The organism is Arthrobacter sp. 05T420, assembly GCF_056396305.1.
The window spans coordinates 94,830-110,697 of sequence record NZ_JBFTLG010000016.1; the positions used below are offsets into that span (position 1 = coordinate 94,830).

The 15,868-nt window shown below is 66.1% G+C and carries 16 protein-coding genes; 8 read left to right on the forward strand and 8 right to left on the reverse strand.

Annotated features, from left to right (window positions below; genetic code table 11):
• Positions 1-220 precede the first annotated feature (220 nt).
• The 3 genes from AC1DEM_RS16115 (at position 221) to AC1DEM_RS16125 (ending at position 2,023) form a co-directional block, all read left to right on the forward strand.
• Complete coding sequence (locus AC1DEM_RS16115; protein WP_476885307.1) at positions 221-634, forward strand: ArsR/SmtB family transcription factor; 414 nt, start codon at positions 221-223, stop codon at positions 632-634.
• Positions 635-646: 12 nt separating this feature from the next.
• Positions 647-1,144 (forward strand): SRPBCC family protein, encoded by a 498-nt coding sequence (locus AC1DEM_RS16120; RefSeq protein WP_476885308.1) that lies wholly within the window; start codon positions 647-649, stop codon positions 1,142-1,144.
• A gap of 90 nt (positions 1,145-1,234) precedes the next feature.
• On the forward strand, positions 1,235-2,023 hold the full coding sequence (locus AC1DEM_RS16125; RefSeq protein ID WP_476885309.1) for an alpha/beta fold hydrolase: 789 nt from the start codon (positions 1,235-1,237) through the stop codon (positions 2,021-2,023).
• An 11-nt stretch (positions 2,024-2,034) separates the two neighbouring features.
• Here AC1DEM_RS16125 and AC1DEM_RS16130 read toward each other — a convergent pair whose 3' ends face one another.
• Positions 2,035-2,784 (reverse strand): TetR/AcrR family transcriptional regulator C-terminal domain-containing protein, encoded by a 750-nt coding sequence (locus AC1DEM_RS16130; RefSeq protein ID WP_476885310.1) that lies wholly within the window; start codon positions 2,782-2,784, stop codon positions 2,035-2,037.
• Positions 2,785-2,916: 132 nt separating this feature from the next.
• Here AC1DEM_RS16130 and AC1DEM_RS16135 point away from each other — a divergent pair, with 132 nt between their 5' ends.
• Positions 2,917-3,633, forward strand: coding sequence for a DUF2306 domain-containing protein (locus AC1DEM_RS16135; protein WP_476885311.1), 717 nt, complete (start codon positions 2,917-2,919; stop codon positions 3,631-3,633).
• Between the two features lie 203 nt (positions 3,634-3,836).
• Positions 3,837-4,376, forward strand: coding sequence for a DinB family protein (locus tag AC1DEM_RS16140; RefSeq protein WP_476885312.1), 540 nt, complete (start codon positions 3,837-3,839; stop codon positions 4,374-4,376).
• 148 nt (positions 4,377-4,524) lie between these two features.
• Here AC1DEM_RS16140 and AC1DEM_RS16145 read toward each other — a convergent pair whose 3' ends face one another.
• The 6 genes from AC1DEM_RS16145 to AC1DEM_RS16170 all read right to left on the reverse strand — a co-directional run bounded on the left by AC1DEM_RS16145 (position 4,525) and on the right by AC1DEM_RS16170 (position 11,862).
• Entirely contained in the window at positions 4,525-6,252 is a 1,728-nt protein-coding gene (locus AC1DEM_RS16145) for a thiamine pyrophosphate-dependent enzyme (RefSeq protein WP_476885313.1), read from the reverse strand.
• Positions 6,253-6,558: 306 nt separating this feature from the next.
• Positions 6,559-8,073 (reverse strand): amino acid permease, encoded by a 1,515-nt coding sequence (locus AC1DEM_RS16150; RefSeq protein ID WP_476885314.1) that lies wholly within the window; start codon positions 8,071-8,073, stop codon positions 6,559-6,561.
• A gap of 74 nt (positions 8,074-8,147) precedes the next feature.
• A complete protein-coding gene (locus AC1DEM_RS16155; protein WP_476885315.1) occupies positions 8,148-9,080 on the reverse strand; it encodes a glutaminase in 933 nt (310 codons plus the stop codon).
• Positions 9,077-10,675, reverse strand: coding sequence for a PucR family transcriptional regulator (locus AC1DEM_RS16160; protein ID WP_476885316.1), 1,599 nt, complete (start codon positions 10,673-10,675; stop codon positions 9,077-9,079). The genes AC1DEM_RS16155 and AC1DEM_RS16160 overlap by 4 nt, the downstream gene beginning before the upstream one ends.
• A gap of 169 nt (positions 10,676-10,844) precedes the next feature.
• Entirely contained in the window at positions 10,845-11,552 is a 708-nt protein-coding gene (locus AC1DEM_RS16165; RefSeq protein WP_476885317.1) for a DeoR/GlpR family DNA-binding transcription regulator, read from the reverse strand.
• 106 nt (positions 11,553-11,658) lie between these two features.
• Positions 11,659-11,862, reverse strand: coding sequence for a hypothetical protein (locus AC1DEM_RS16170; protein ID WP_476885318.1), 204 nt, complete (start codon positions 11,860-11,862; stop codon positions 11,659-11,661).
• Between the two features lie 449 nt (positions 11,863-12,311).
• Between AC1DEM_RS16170 and AC1DEM_RS16175 the strand changes: the two genes are divergently transcribed.
• A complete protein-coding gene (locus AC1DEM_RS16175; RefSeq protein WP_476885319.1) occupies positions 12,312-13,295 on the forward strand; it encodes an MBL fold metallo-hydrolase in 984 nt (327 codons plus the stop codon).
• 142 nt (positions 13,296-13,437) lie between these two features.
• Here the strand turns inward: AC1DEM_RS16175 and AC1DEM_RS16180 are convergent, their stop codons facing one another.
• Positions 13,438-13,671: a hypothetical protein gene (locus AC1DEM_RS16180; protein WP_476885320.1), complete on the reverse strand. Its 234-nt coding sequence runs from the start codon at positions 13,669-13,671 to the stop codon at positions 13,438-13,440.
• A gap of 257 nt (positions 13,672-13,928) precedes the next feature.
• On the opposite strand from AC1DEM_RS16180, the gene AC1DEM_RS16185 reads away from it, so the two are divergent.
• Positions 13,929-14,534, forward strand: a complete 606-nt coding sequence (locus AC1DEM_RS16185; RefSeq protein WP_476885321.1) for a DnaJ family domain-containing protein — start codon at positions 13,929-13,931, stop codon at positions 14,532-14,534.
• 38 nt (positions 14,535-14,572) lie between these two features.
• Positions 14,573-15,469 carry an SDR family oxidoreductase gene (locus AC1DEM_RS16190; RefSeq protein ID WP_476885322.1) on the forward strand — a complete coding sequence of 299 codons (897 nt, stop codon included), beginning with the start codon at positions 14,573-14,575 and terminating at the stop codon, positions 15,467-15,469.
• Positions 15,470-15,868: the final 399 nt, after the last annotated feature.

Genomic DNA, 15,868 nt, shown 5'->3' on the forward strand with positions numbered 1-15,868 from the left:
ACCGTCTCAGGGTGGTGTGCGCGGCGGCTGCAGCGAGCGAAGTCGCCGGACACGGGCGGGTTCGCCGGAAACTTCCGGCGAGCCCGCGACTTTTCGGCGAACTCGGCGAGCCCGCGACTTTCCGGCGAACTCGGCGGGCGCAGTGTGGCGACTTTGCCGGCGCAGCGGACCTCAAGACACCCATTGACACCCCCGAACGGCCGGACTATTCTACAACCAAATGGTTGTAGATCAGCTCAAAGCCCGTCTTAGCGACGAAGAACTTGACCGCCTGTTTCAGGCGCTCGCCGATACAACCCGCCGGGACATCGTGCGGCGCGTGACTGTCGGCGAGTACTCGGTCTCGGGGCTCGCTGCCCTTTACACCATGAGTTTCGCGGCCGTCCAGAAGCATGTGGCGGTGCTGGAACGCGCTTCCCTTGTCTCCAAGGAGAGGCGGGGAAGGGAGCAGATTGTGCGGGCCAACCACGACGGACTGCAGCGTGCCCGCCGGCTGCTCGATGAGTACGAGGTCATCTGGCGGCAACGGGCCGACCGGATCGCAGAACTTCTCGCCGAAACAGCCACCACCACAGAACCTGACAAAACAAACAAGGAAACCAGGAACACGCAAAACAATAAAGCCGAAGGATAGGAAGGGTTCGTCATGACGGTTATCAGTTCAGTCAAGAATCTTGAGGCGCTGAGCCTCACCGTGGTCACCGAGTTCGACGCCGGAGTCGGGCGCGTCTGGCAGATCTGGGAAGACCCGCGCCTGCTCGAGCGCTGGTGGGGGCCTCCCACATGGCCGGCCACCTTCGAGAAGCACGAGTTTGTCCCCGGCGGCGCGGCCAGCTACTTCATGACGGGGCCCGAGGGGGAGAAGGCCCGGGGCTGGTGGCGGTTCACGGCCATTGACGCGCCGCACCGCCTGGAGTTCGACGACGGCTTCGCGGATGACAACGGCGATCCCGTGGCGGACATGGGCACCATCCACGGTGTGGTGACGCTGGAACCAGTCGGCGACCGCACCCGTATGACCATCCTGTCCACGTTCGAGGCGGAGGAACAGATGGAAAAGATTGTCGCCATGGGCATGGAAGAGGGCATGAAGGAGGCGCTGGGCCAGGTCGACGCGATCCTCGCCGAGTCCGTCAACGCCTGACCTGCGCCTCTTGCGGACGACGGCGGGAATCTGCCGCCGTCGTTCGCAAAGCCCCTGTTCAGCCCGGCCCGCGCGGCGGTACCATGCCCTGTGGCATTCACGCACGGTTACGCGGCGAACGGCGACCTCCGCATGTACTACGAGGTCCATGGCCACGCGCTGGCCGACCAGCCCCCGCTGCTCCTGATCCCCGGCGGAGGCTCCACCATCGAGACCAGCTTCGCCGGGCTCATCCCGGCGCTGCTGGCCGAGAGCCGCCAGGTGATCGCCGTCGACGAGGAAGGCCACGGCCGGACCGCGGCCACCGGCCGGCCGCTCACCGCAGAAGACTCGGCCGAGGACGTCAAAGCCGTAGTCGATGAGCTCAACGTAAAGTCCGTGGATGTGCTCGGGTTCAGCGCTGGCGGCCACACCGCGCTGGCGTTGGCCATGCGGCATCCGGCGCACGTGCGGTGCCTCATCACCGCTTCCACCTTCGTTAGCCGCGACGCTGTGGCCGACGAGTTCTGGGAGGGGATGGCGAAGGCCACCCTCGATGACATGCCGGAGGCGTACAAGGACGCCGACCGCCAGCTCAACCCGGAGCCCGGGCACCTCGAGCGAATGTTCGAACTGGACCGCCAGCGGATCCTGGCCTTCCCCGGCTGGCCGGACGAGGACCTGCGCCGCATCACGGCCCGCACCCTGGTGCTGAGCGCAGACCGCGACGTCGTCAGTGCGGAACACGCCGTGCGCATGTCCCAAGTCATTCCGGGGGCCCGCCTGATGATCGTGCCCGGCAGCCACGGCGACTACCTGGGCGAGCTGGCCGCCAGCGGCGGCGACCTGCGGGCCATGCGGACTACCGTTCCGTACCTGCTGCGGTTCCTGGAGGACTAGTTCCTGGAAGACTAGTCGGCAGCTGGGACCGTGCCGGCGTCGAAGTCTATTCCGGGGTGGAGGGTCCAGTGCTGCCGGTGCAGCCGCTCAAAGCCCTCCAGGAGCAGGTCGAGGGCGAATTCGAACTCGAACTGGTCATCGCACCCCTTTCCCACCGCGGAGTCCGTGTGCGCGGAAGCGGTGGCGACCTTCAGGATGTTCGGATACCGCTCAGCCATCTCCTGGAACATGGCGGCCTGCGCCTCGGGCGGAAGAACTGCCGGCGCCTCGGCGCCCCGGCGGGGGGAGTCGTCGAACAGCTCCTGGGTGAACCCCCACATGCGGCTGCCGAGGGCATGCATGACGTGGTGGGTCAGGTCCACGGAGAAACCGCCGGCCAGGAACATGCCGATGAACGAGTCCATGTAGCCAAGGACCGCCGGCGTCTGGTTGGTGCGCGACTCCAATACCTGCCGGCCCCACGGGTGCATCAGGAGTGCCCGCCGCGCCGAGAGCACCCGCAGGCGCACGGCATTCTTCCAGCCCGCATCGCGGACGGGGGGATCGATCTCGCTGACAAGGGCGTCCACCATGCCGTCGAGGAGTTCCTCCTTGTTGGCCACGTGCTTGTAGAGCGCCATCGGCACGACGCCGAGTTCCTGCGCCAGCCGGCGCATGCTCAGCGCCTCGATCCCCACCTCATCGGCCAGCGCGACGGCGGCCGCCAGGACGCGGTCGCGGCTCAACGGGATCCGGCGCGTGCGCTCCGCTTGCTGGGTCATCCGGCCACCTCTCTGTAATAGTTTCCCTATTGACAAGTGTACGGCGTACACCTAACGTGAGCGCATTAGGTGTACGCCGTACACCACGGCCCACGTATTGCCGCCGTCAGCCCTTCCCAGCCAAGGACCGCCGTGACCACTCAAGCCAGCAGCGCCCCCGCGCCCCGTGTCCGCCGCCGCCCGCAGTGGCTCGTACCCGCCGGATTGATCCTTCTCAGCCTCATCCCGGTGATCGCGGGCGCGGCGCGGCTGACGGAACTGACCGGGGGCGCCGTCGTCACGGCCCAGAACGCCCGGTTCTTCGCCTCGCCCGTCCCCGTGGTAACGCACATTGTCAGCGTTACCGTCTACAGCCTGCTCGGGGCGTTCCAATTCCTCCCCGCACTGCGCGGCCGCCGCGGCTGGCACCGCGTGGCCGGCCGCATCCTGGCTCCGGCGGGCCTGCTGGCCGCCCTGTCCGGTTTGTGGATGACGCTCTTTTATCCGCTGCCGCCCGGCGACGGGCCCGCGCTCTTCGTCCTGCGGCTGGTCTTCGGCTCAGCCATGGCGGCGAGCATCGTCCTGGGCGTCGCAGCGATTGTGCGCCGGGACTTTGTGCAGCACGGCGCGTGGATGACCCGGGGCTACGCGATCGGCGTCGCCGCGGGAACGCAGGCGCTGACGGGTCTGCCGTGGATCCTGCTGGTGGGGCCGCCCGACGAGCCGACCCGGGCAGTGCTCCTGGGGGCGGCTTGGGTGATCAACGTTGCGGTGGCCGAGTACGTCATCCGCCGCCGCGCCAGGCGGTCTGTGCGCGTGCCGCGGCCTTCCGGGCGGACGGCCGTGGCGGGGGCTGTCACGCCGGGCTAGGATGCGGCCGTCGAAGTCGCCCGCGCTCGCCCCCGCCGTCGAAGTCGCCGGAAGCGCGCGGGCTCGCCGGAATCGTCCGGCGAAGTGGAGAGTCTCCAGCGAATTCGAGCCCGGGCGGGCGGGGCGAGACGGGCGGGCAGCGCGGGCGGACTGCACCGGCGCGCCACGAAGCCGCCCGGTGCAGCGCCGCTAGACTCACGCGCATGACAATTGTTGACGATCAGGGCCGCCCGGAACCTCCCCTTGCAGCCGACGAAACCGCGACCCTCCTGGGCTTCCTGGACTTTCAGCGGGCCACGCTGGCGTGGAAGTGCGCCGGACTGGACGACGCCGGGTTCGGGGCCACTGCCGCTGCCTCATCGATGACGCTGGGCGGCCTGCTGAAGCACATGGCCTATGTGGAGGACGGATGGTTTTCCCATTCCCTGCATGCGCGGGACCGGGAGGCCCCGTTCGACACCGTGGATTGGAAGGCTGACCCGGACTGGGAGTGGCATTCGGCCGCCGGGGACACCCCGGACCAGCTGCGCACCCTCTGGCAGGACGCCGTGGATCGGTCCCGGATCCGCGTCGCGGAAGCCCTCGCCGGCGGCGGCCTGGACCAGTTGGCCAGGCGCCCGTGGCAGGACGGTTCAGCACCGAGCCTGCGCTGGATCCTGTGCCACATGATCGAGGAGTATGCCCGGCACAACGGCCACGCCGACCTCCTCCGCGAGGCCCTAGACGGCGAGACGGGGGAATAGACGGCGAGACGGGGGAATAGACGGCGAGACGGGGGAGTAGCGGCGATAGGAGCCGAGGCCGAGATTTCCCTAACGGCGGACGACGACGGCGGGAGGCTCCCGCCGTCGTCCGTCTGCAATCAAGGCAGGGTGCAATCTCGAGGCGGATCTAGTAGGCCTTGACCCGCTGTTCGACGACGAGGTGGACGAGGGCGAACACGCCGTCCTGGTCGATGGCGGCCAACGCCGTCTCCAGGGCCGCCGGCACGTCCTGGTCCTCGGTGACCGTGATGCCAAAACCGCCAAAGGCCCGGGCCATCATGCCGAAATCGGGGTTCTTCAGCTGCGTCCCCGACACCCGGGACGGGTAGTGCCGTTCCTGGTGGGTGCGGATGGTGCCGTACTCCTGGTTGTCCATCACGATGATCAGCGGTGTGGCTCCGTACTGGGCGGCCGTGGCCAGCTCTTGGCCGTTCATGAGGAATTCGCCGTCGCCGGCGATGGTGACCACGCGCCGCTCCGGACTGGCAAGCGAGGCAGCGATGGCCGACGGCACGGAGTACCCCATGGAGCCGTTCCGGGCGCTGATCATCGAGGCGTAGCGCCGGGTGGGGAAGTACCGGTGCGCCCAGTTGGTGTGCTCGCCTGCCCCGAACGTCACCATGGCGTCCTCCGGCAGCAGCGGCACGAGGTTCGCCATCAGGGTGTCCATCTTCGCGGGCCCGTCGCCGGGTGCCGATGGCGGCAGGCTGGCGAAGGACTGCTGCTCGGCGCGCATCCGGGCCGTCCACGCCTTCCACTCCTCCTTGACGGGTAGGTCGATGTTGACCAGATCCCGGACGAAGGCCTCCGGCTTGGCCAGAATCTGGCGGGAGACCGGGCCGGAGCGGCCACGCAGCGAGGGATCGATGGTGACCAGGAAGTTCTTCTTGTTCCAGTCCTGCCTGCAGACAAAGCCGTCCGTGATCACGTCCCCCGGGACCGTCCCGACGAAAACGAGCAGATCGGTTTCGTCCAAGAGATCGTACGTGGGGCGGGGCCGGCCGTAGCCAATAGGCCCCACATAACTGGGGGAGTCGAAGGAGACGGTACCCTGCGTGCGCCATTCCGCCGCGGCCGGAATGTGGTGCTTCTCGAGCCACCGGGTGAGCTCCCCGGCTGCTTCCTGCGTCCAGTCGTTTCCGCCGGTAACAAACAGCGGCTTCTTGGCCTGTGCCAGGGCTTCGGCGAGGGCGCCGGCATCCGTGCTGCTCATCCCGCCCCCGGCCACCGGGATGGGCGGGTGCAGGGCCGGATCAATCTGTGCGCGGATGATGTCCTCCGGCAGGCCCACCACCACCGGCCCGGGACGGCCGCTCATGGCCGCGAACATGGCCTCCGCGACAATCTCGGAGGCCCGCTCGGGGTGGTCAAGGACCATCACGCGTTTGGCGCCCGTGTCGAACCACGCCTTGATATCGAACTCCTGGAACGCCTCGCGGTCCCGGTGCGCGAACGGAATCAGCCCGACAAAGAGCAGCATTGGGGTGGAGTCCTGCCAGGCGGTGTGCAGCCCCACGTGGGCGTTCGCTGCCCCGGGTCCGCGGGTGACCATGGCGACGCCGGGGCGCTGGTTCATCTTGCCGTCGGCCTCGGCCATGTACGCGGCGCCGCCCTCGTGCCGGCAGACCACGGTCTCGATCTCAGAGCCGTGCAGCCCGTCGAGGACGTCCAGGAAGCTTTCCCCCGGGACCACAAAGGTGCGTTCCACCCCGTGCGCGACGAGCGAATCGACAATCACGTGGCCGGCGGACTTGAGTGTCGTGTCGCCGTAGATGTTGGCCAAAACAGCCGCCGGGACGGTCTGGCCGGGTTTGATGGTGTCGCCTTCAACTGGGTGAGTGTCGGTTGCGGTCATGGTGGATGCAGACTCCGTTTTCATCACTACTTGTCTTCTGGGTTGGGTTGGGTTGGCGGGCATGGCATGTCCACTGACTTCAGCGGAGGAGTTGGTGGTGCCTAGTCTGTTTCCGGCCCGGTACAGAAGAAGCAGCCGTCTTCGCAACCGTCGTTCGACGCCGCCGGCTGGCCTTCGTATCCGGCTGAAGGGAGGCGCTCGTGCATAGTGATAGGGCGGCCGGGACTCAGCGGGGTTTGCGGTTTCATGGGGGGCTTTCAGGTTGTATGTCGGGTTGTGTGGCCGGTCGTCATCAGGATTCTTCGACTAGTGGATTGGGGTCCGGTTGGCCAGCACGGGGGCGGCACCCGTGAAGCCATTGCGGGTTTCGGCGATGTCGTGGATCTGTTTCCGGCAGGCGTACCAGCCGCCTACCATCAGCGCGCAGGCGACCAGGGTCACCAGCAGCGTGAGCGGGGAGTCGATGAAGACCATGACGAGCACACCGAGCAGGAACACCAGGGAGAGATAGCCGGTGTAGGGGGCGCCGAACATTCGGAAAGATGGACGCTCAAGCCAGCCTTTGTCTGCCCACCGTTTGAGCTGGATCTGGCAGAGCACGATGGTGGCCCAGGTGACGACGATGCCTACAGAGGCGACGTTCAGGACGATCTCGAACGCCTGGCCGGGGAGCAGGTAATTCAGCGGGACACCGAGGAGAGAGACGCCGGCGGTGATGGCGATGCCGCCGTAGGGGACGCCGGCCTTATTCATCCGCTGGGCGAACTTCGGGGCCGATCCGGCCACTGACATGGAGCGCAGGATGCGGCCGGTAGAGTACAGTCCGGCGTTCAGCGAGGACAGCGCGGCCGTGAGGACCACGAGGTTCATGATGACGTCCACGCCCTGGATACCGATGGATCCGAAGAACGTCACAAACGGGCTGACGCCTTTTTCGTAAGAGGTGTAGGGCAGCAACAGGGCGAGCAGGATGACGGAGCCGACATAGAAGACGGCGATGCGGAAGACCACGGAATTGATGGCCTTGGGCATGATCTTTTCGGGGCTTTCGGTTTCGCCGGCGGCGGTGCCGATCAGTTCGATCGAGGCGTAGGCGAACAGCACACCCTGCATGAGGATGATCATGGGCAGCAGGCCGTTGGGGAAGATGCCGCCGTTGTCGGTGATGAGGCTGAAGCCGACTTCCTGGCCTTCCACCGGGGTGCCGAACACGACGAAGTAGGTGCCGACCAGCAGGAACGCGACGAGGGCTGCGACCTTGATCAGGGCGAACCAGAACTCGAGTTCGCCGAACACCTTGACGGAGGCGAGATTCAGGCAGAGGACCACGATGAGGGCGATCAGCGCCCAGGCCCACTGCGGTACGGCCCCCATCCAGGGGACGTATTTGCCGAAGAAGTTCATGTAGAGGGCCGCTGCGGTGATGTCCACGATTGTGGTGGTGGCCCAGTTGATCCAATAGAACCAGCCGGAGATGAACGCGGCTTTCTCGCCGTAGAATTCGCGGGCGTAGGACACGAACGATCCTGACGACGGCCGGTGCAGCACCAGTTCTCCCAGGGCGCGCAGGATCAGGAAGGCGAAGAAGCCGCAGACGGCGTAAGCGATAACCAGTGAAGGGCCGGCCGCGTTGAGTCGACCGCCGGCGCCCAGGAACAGGCCGGTCCCGATGGCACCGCCGATCGCGATCATCTGGATCTGTCGGGGCTTCAGGTTCTTGTGGTATCCCGAGTCCTCCGCGTGGATCAAGGCATCCGAAGCGTGGGCGTGGCCACCATCGGCCTGGTGCAAGTCAACCTCGTCATTGGGGTTGTTGGACATGGGTGTTCCTTTCGATCTGTCAGAGATCTAAATGGGGTTCTGGAGGGAGATTGTGGGGACAGCCCGGTGTCAGATCAGAAGATCGACCACCCGGTGCGGTCGGACAGGTCAGCGAGAGCCGCCGTGCCTGCCAGGGAATTTCCTTTGGAATCCAGCCGCGGGCTCCAGACGCAGACGGCGCATTCGCCGGGGACGATCGCCAGGATGCCGCCGCCAACACCGCTTTTTCCCGGAAGCCCCACGCGGTAGGCGAACTCGCCGGCTGCGTCGTACATGCCGCAGGTCAGCATGATGGAGCCGACGCGTTTGGCCTCGCTCCTGGAGATCACCGCGCCTTGTGTTCCACGGCCATCCTGCGCGAGGAAAAGCCCCGCCTTGGCGACCTCCACGCAGGTCATCATGATCGAGCACTGCCTGACGTAGTTCTCGACCACTGCCTGTGCGGGCCGCCGCAAGTTGCCGAATTCCTTCAGAAAGTGGGCGAGGGCCAGGTTGCGGCTGCTGCTGGAGAGTTCACTCCTTGCCGCCATCTCGTCGATGAACGGACCCGGTTGACCCACCTGGCCGGTGAGGAAGCGCAGGACCCGGCCGGCCGCGTCGTGAGACTTCTCCATCAGATGGTCGGTGACCACCAGGGCGCCCGAGTTGATGAAGGGGTTCCGCGGGATCCCGTGCTCAACTTCAAGCTGGACCAGGGAGTTAAAGGACGTCCCTGCCGGCTCGCGAAGGACCCTGGACCACAACGAACCGGAGTCATCGGCGCTGAGCGCCATCGCCAGGGTGAAAACCTTGGAGATGCTCTGGATTGAGAACGGCACATCGGCGTCGCCGGAACTGAGTACTTCCCCGGACGTCGTGGCAACCGCGATGCCGAAACGGTCGAAAGGCGGGGACTGCAGATGGGGAATATTTGCGGGAACTGACCCCACTTCGGTCCGGGGCCGGTGGCTGCGGACAATGTCGTCGAGTACCAGGCCAAGCGTGGGCGAATTAAGTGCTGTCATCATTTCTTGCCCAAGTACTCCTTCTGCGTGCCGGCCCATTCCTGAACATGAAGCAGGGCGACCAAAGAATCGCGGGGATTGCTGAAGTTCAGACCGGTAACCCGGCTGACCTTGCCGATCCGGTAGTAGACGGTGTTCTTATGCAGCTGCATCCGCTTCGCACACTCAGCCACGTCCAGAGACACGTCGAAGAATGCCCGCAGGGTTTCGGCCAGTTCCGCGTCATCCCGGAGCAGGGCCCAAAGGCCGCGGTGCCGGAAGGCCGCCGTCGTAAAGTTCTTGACAGCGTCGTGGAAGAGGATCTCGGCTTCGAAGTCGTCCACTGTGGCTACTGTGACTTCCCCGGAGCGGCGCATGCAGCCCAGCAGTGCTTCGGATATTCCGGTCACGGAATGGATCGAGAGAAGCTCGGGGACTGTGGGGCCGACGGCGGCAAAGGTGCTGATGCCGAGGTGCTTCGTGGCGTCCTTGACGATTGCCTCGGCCACGCTCCGCAGCCCGGCCCCGGAATTGGCGGACTGGAGCCCGGGAAGGATCACCGCGGTGTCGCCGTGAAACTGCCCCACAATTGCTGAGGGCTTGTAGGCGGCCGCATGGATCGAAGCGAGGTTGGCCAGCTCACCATGTTTGAGCGCAGCGTCGTCCTCCTGGGCTTGAGACGCCGACAGGCCAATCAGGATCAGGGCCGCGGGACGGTCCGCGGGGATCTTTTCGCTGTGCGCGCTCGCGGCAGCTTCCGCCGGACCCGACAGGAGCCGCGCGATCCGGTCCTCACGCATGTGCACCGACTGCTGGTTGCGGTACCTGATCAGCTCGGCGGAGGCCCGTGCGGCCGAGCCCGTGAGCACGTAGTCGACGTCGTCGCCGAAGCCGGCGCCGGTTTCCTGGAGCCAGATGTAGCCCATGATGCGGTCGCCGGCGAACAGGCTGATGGCGACGCGCTCCCGCAGGCCGTCCTGGGGCCGGGCGGGAACCCGGACCGGCAGGCGAGTCCGGTGCAGCTCGCGGTAGGCGCCGAGGTCCTTGAGGAGGAGTTCGTATTTGCGTGGGCCGCGCCGGGCCAGGATTGAGGCTTTGCGCAGCTCGTCTATGGCGTTGGTGACCGTGGAGTATGCCAGGACCTTGTTGGCGGCGTCCTCAATAACCACGTGGCTCGAAGTCAGGCGGGCCGTGGTCTGGGCGATGGCGAAGAGATCTTCTTCCAGCAGGGTCAGCACTTCGCGCTGGTAGCTGGGTGGCTGGATCCGGTCCTTGGCGATGGACAGCAGGCGGTCCCAGTCTGCGGCCGGGTCCACCAACAACAGTCCGGTCCCGGCGGCGCGCAACAGCTCTTCGGCTTCCGCCAGTTCCTCCGGGCTGCCCTTGACGGCCAGGACCAAGGGAGGGTTATTCAGCAGGCGCCGCACTGCCGGCAAGGCGGAGCGTCCGCGAACGCCGATCAGCAGGACAAACGCTGTCCCGCCGTCGGAGGTCTCGTCGTCGGCGTCCACGATCAGAAAGCGCTCGATCGCCGCATCGGTGCGGGATGGCCGAAGTATCAGGCTCGCGAAACCGAGGGGGAGATCCGCGAGGATGTCGTCCACTGTAGCTGCGGCCATGGGCTTCCTTCTGACATCGGCACCCGCCCGGACTGCTCTGTCCGGACACCTCATGCTATCCAGCGGCCATCGCCGAAAGTATGGAAAAGATCCTAAGTTAAGCGGCTTGTTTTAGGGCTGTGGACCAAGGCGCTCGCCGCAGCCCTAGGCGCGCCACTTGGTCAATTGGTTACCTGACGGCCAGCGGCGCCACGTGCACGCTCATGCCCAGTTCGCGGATGCTCTCCTGCATTTCTAACGGGAGCTGGCTGTCGGTGACCACGGCATCCAGCTTGCCGAGTGGAGCCACCCGGAACTTCGAGACCGTGCCGAACTTGGTGCTGTCCGCCAGCAGGAAGCACGACGACGACGCCTCCAAGGCGGCGAGCTTGATCTCCACCTTGTCCATCGAGGGCGTGGTCACACCGCGGGACATGTTCCACGTGCCGGTGCTGAGGAAGAAGAGGTCAATATTGATGCCCTTGACCGCGTCCGCTGCGATCCGACCGCAGCTCGAGGCGCTGGCCGGGTCCAACACGCCGCCGGTGTGGATGGTCTCCACCTGCGAGTAGGCGAAGAGGCTGGTCACTACATAGAAGTCGTTGGTGACCACCGTGATGTTCTTGCGGCCGGCGAGATGCGGCACCACGGACTGGCAGGTGGTTCCGGCGTCGAGGAACACCACCATGTCATCTTCCACGAACTGTGCCGCGAGCTCCGCGATGGCCTGCTTGCGTGGCAGCTCCAGCTGGGCACGGAATTCCCGCTCCCGCGGCGGCTCCTGGCTGGTCCAATCCGCGAGCCGGACGCCGCCCGGCACCGATGCCACCTGGCCCAGCTCCTCCAGCGCCGTGATGTCCCGTTCTTGGCCGCCACGCGGACGAAATGGGCGGGGCACTGGCCCCCAACGGTGACGAGTACCGGCGCCAACAGACCGCGACGCATGTCGTGGAGTCCGGAGAAGATCAGGGGATCAGCGAGGATCCGGGCAACGGCCCACGGATTCAGTCAGCACCAGCAAGGGCCGCAGCAATCCGGTGCACAGATTCTTCCTTGGACGCCCCCAGCATCTCGGCGATTATGCCGACCAGCAGTTCGCCTACCCTGCCGAGCCCGGCAATAGCCTCGGAATCACCCCCGGGAAGGTCCTTGGTCATCGCGGTGTATCCCTGTGCGTCATTGTGAACAAACGTAGTGAGAAGTGCCATTCCCAGATCTACAACGTCGTGAGACCTATCCTTTTCCATCGCCAATGCTCCTTTGAAAGGCAGACGAGAGCCGAATCCCGGTTATCCATACAACGTAATCACGGCACATTGGGAATAGCTTGGGAAAAAGCCTATTGGCCCTTCCTGCGACCCGCGCGAAGCGTTAGTCTGCCACCCGGCGCATCCACGACCGGGATTCTCGCGAGGTGGCCGGCCGGGCCGAGGCGCGATGTCCGCATTCCGCTGACCCGGAAGTCGAACACCGCCGTTCCCGATCCGGACGCCGACGCCCAGAGCGTCGCGGTGTAAGCACCGGCCGCGAACTGCCCATCCGCGGCGTGTGGGTGTCGCCGGCGCCGTCGGAACCGGTCATCATGGAGTGTTGGTGCGTCATTGCGGACCTGGCGGCCGCCGCACCCCGCCACCAGCGCCGACGCACAGGAGAACGCATGGAGACGCCCCCGGACCTGATCGACTTCACCGCAGGCCAACCCCGTGCCGGTGATCTGGACGTTTCCTGGATCCACGGGTCAGAATCCGCGAAGCACAACACCGACCCGGACATCCAGGTCCATGCCTGCGACGAGCACACGTTCATCCTGCGCCAGAACATGGCGGTCAACTATGAAGCGCCGTTCATGTTCCTGCTGTTCGGCAACGCCCGGGCGGTGCTCATCGATACGGGCGCCACGGCGTCCCCGGGCTTCTTGCCGCTGCGCCGCGTGGTCGACGGCCTCGTGGACGCCTGGCTTGCCGCGCATCCCCGCCCCAGCTACCAACTCCTTGTCCTGCATACCCATCCGCACGGGGACCATGTTGCGGGGGACGCCCAGTTCGCCGGCCGCCCCGGCACCGTTGTGGTGGACGCGGACCGGGACAGCGCGTGGGAATTCTTCGGATTCGCCGGCGCTTCCGGCGACGCCGGCGCTTCCGGTAACGCCGGCGCTTCCGGCGACGCCGGCGCTTCCGGTAATGCCAACGGCGACGACGGGTTTGGCGGGATTGGCGGCGACGCCGGTTTGCCGGCTCAGGTGGATTTGGGCGGGCGCGTCCTGCAGTGCTGGCCCAGCCCGGGGCACCACAACGCGGCGATCACCTTCCACGATCCCCACACCGGGTTCCTCCTCACCGGAGACACGGTCTACCCGGGCCGGCTCTACATCCACGACTGGCCCGCGTTTGTCCGCACCATCGACCGGCTGATCGGGTTCTGCAGCACCCACCCCGTCACCCACGTCCTGGGCTGCCACATCGAAATGTCGCGGGAACCCGGCGTCGACTATCCGGTCCTCACCACTTACCAGCCCGACGAACCACCGCTGCAGATGACCGTCGGGCAGCTCCAGGAAATCCGCCGCGCCATCGACGAGGCGGGCGGACGCCCCGGCCGGCACGTGTTTCCCGGCTTCATCCTCTGCCTCGAAGGGGCCTGAGGCGGCCACCGTCTCGTGACCCTCAACGCCCCCGCAGCGACGCCGCGGCTGGGTCCGCCGTAATCTTTGCGCAAACCTGCGTTGGCGCCGGGTTTTTGATCCAGGGCCTGTGTTCTAGTGATTGTGGTCCAGTCGACAGCGTCTAGTGGACTGCGACGTCCTCCGCGTCCTGGGGCCCAACGAAGTTGCACGAGCCCGGGTGGCGCACGGGCAGCGTGCAGGTGCGACCGGTGGGCAGGTGGACGTTGGCGCACCGGCCCGCCATGGCCACGTCTTCGCGGACATGCGTGACGTGAGTGCTTCTCTGTTCCTGTGCCGCTTGCTCGACGCTAGTTTGTTGGGAGTTTCCGGACGCGCTGCGGTTTTGGCTGTTCACGGCTGCAACTCCTTGAGGTCTGCGGTGCAGAAGGGATGGGAAGGGTGCTTAGTTTTACCAGAAGTCCCCAGCTTCGCACGGCTGGGTTAACACCGGGTTACGGGCGTGTAAGGATCCTGCCGCGGCGGGGGCGTGCGGCCCGGCCGGGCCCGGCCCCCCGGGGCGATACCGCCGAACGGACCTTTTGCCACCGCCCGGCTGTTCCGCATACTGGAAAGCAGATCCGCGATTCCGGCAGGTGAGGACGGTGGTGGCTGATGAGCAGCGGGGTAGACGGTTCCGGCAGCGCATTCCGGCGCCGGGTGGAGCGTGCCGCGGAACTCCGGACGGTGCGGGCGTCGGGCAGCACCGCCCAGGAGAACGACGCACTCCACGCCGCCGAGGAAGAGCTCCGGCAAAAGCGCGCAAAGATCGACGACGCCGCCAAGGCCGAGTACCTCATCCGGGATGCCATGGCGCAGGGCAAGTTCGACAACCTCAAGTACGCCGGCAAACCCATTCCCGGCCTGGGCGAGGCGTATGACCCCGACTGGTGGGTCAAGGGCCTGATCCAGCGGGAGAACATCGCCGGCCTGGGCCCGAAGGCGATCCTGCTCCGCACCGAGGACGCCGAGCTCGATGACCATCTCGATGCTCAGTTCAACGAAAATCAGGTGCGCGAGATCGTGGAGGACTTCAACGCCAGAATCATCGATGCCCGGCGGCAGCTCCAGGGTGGCCCGCCCGTGATCACCAAGACGCGTGATGTCGACGTCGAACTGGAGCGCTGGCGGGGGCGCCGGGCTGCCGCGGCCGCCATAGCCCCGCCGGAGCCGGAACCCACGCGGTCCTGGTGGCGGCGGCTCTGGAACGGGGCTGGCTAGGCGCAGCTCAGGGGAAACTGTCAATCTAGGAGCAAACAATGTCTGAACAGGAACCTGTCCTGGTAGTCGGTGCAACGGGATGGCTCGGCGGCCAGGTGGTTGACCGGCTCCTTGCCCGTGGCAACAAGGTGCGCGCCCTTGTGCGCCCGACCTCGGACGCGGCCAAACTCGAAGCCAAGGACGTCGCGATAGCCCGCGGCGATATGCTCGACCTCGATTCCCTCGTCATCGCCATGACCGGCACCGCGGCGGTAATCACGACGGCGGCCGGCTACACCGGGAAGAACAAGAACGCCGACGAGATCGACACCCGTGGCAACGCCAATCTTGCCATCGCCGCGAGCAAGGCCGGGGTGCCGCGCTTCGTGCTCACCAGCATCCTCACGAGTGACCAGACACCCGGCGTGCCGCATTTCTGGCGCAAGAAGCTCACCGAGGACAAGCTCGAAGAACTCGGTGTCCCGTTCGTCGCGTTGCGCCCCGGAGCATTTTTCGACCAGATTGCCCGGCTTGGGGGTGACCCGTTCGAGAAGGGCCGCATCATCTGGCTCGGCTCCAAGAGCGTCCCCCTGACGTTCGTCTTGACCAGCGACCTCGCGACCTACCTCGCCGAAGCCGTCGACGCGGACATCGCCGACGGGGAACGCATCGATATCGGCTGGACGCGCCCCATCAGTATGCAGGAAGGCGCTGAACTGGCGTCACGGCTGGCAAACAAGAAAATTGGGGTGCTCTCCCTTCCCACCGGACTGCTCCTCAGGATAGGCAAGATCTCAGGAAAGTCCGGCTCGCGTATGAGGGACATGGGAGCCATGGCGGCCTGGTTTGGCACCGGCCGGTACGTGGCCAACACGAGCCGCCAGACAGAAGTCTTCGGTCCCGCTCCAACGCCGGAAGACGCCATTGCGCGCTTCGCTGCCCAGCTTGGCCACTGACGGGCGCACGGTGCTCAGATCGTCGGCGGTGCCGTGGCCGGCACCTGTGGCCGGGCAAAGTTGAATTCGCCGGAAGCCTGCCAGTACGCCGGAAAGTTCCCGCGAACCCGCAGTTTTCCGGCGAATTCGTGCGTGGGGGCGCGTCGGGACTCGGGAGCGTCCGCAATGTGCCCGTCCAAGGTCCAAAGTCCGTGGCTTCGCCCGCGCAATCGGCGTAGCCTGCGCGTTTATATGGCAAGCAAAGCAGGCGCGGGTATTTCGCCCGCGCGCACGGCACGAGGCGGGCGGCGCACATGAGGATGTCCGGAACGCAGGACAGCAACACCCCGCGGCAAGCCGCGTCAGCTGGACCGGACCAGCATTCAGGACTGCGCGCACCTTTGCGCCTTGCCGCCACGC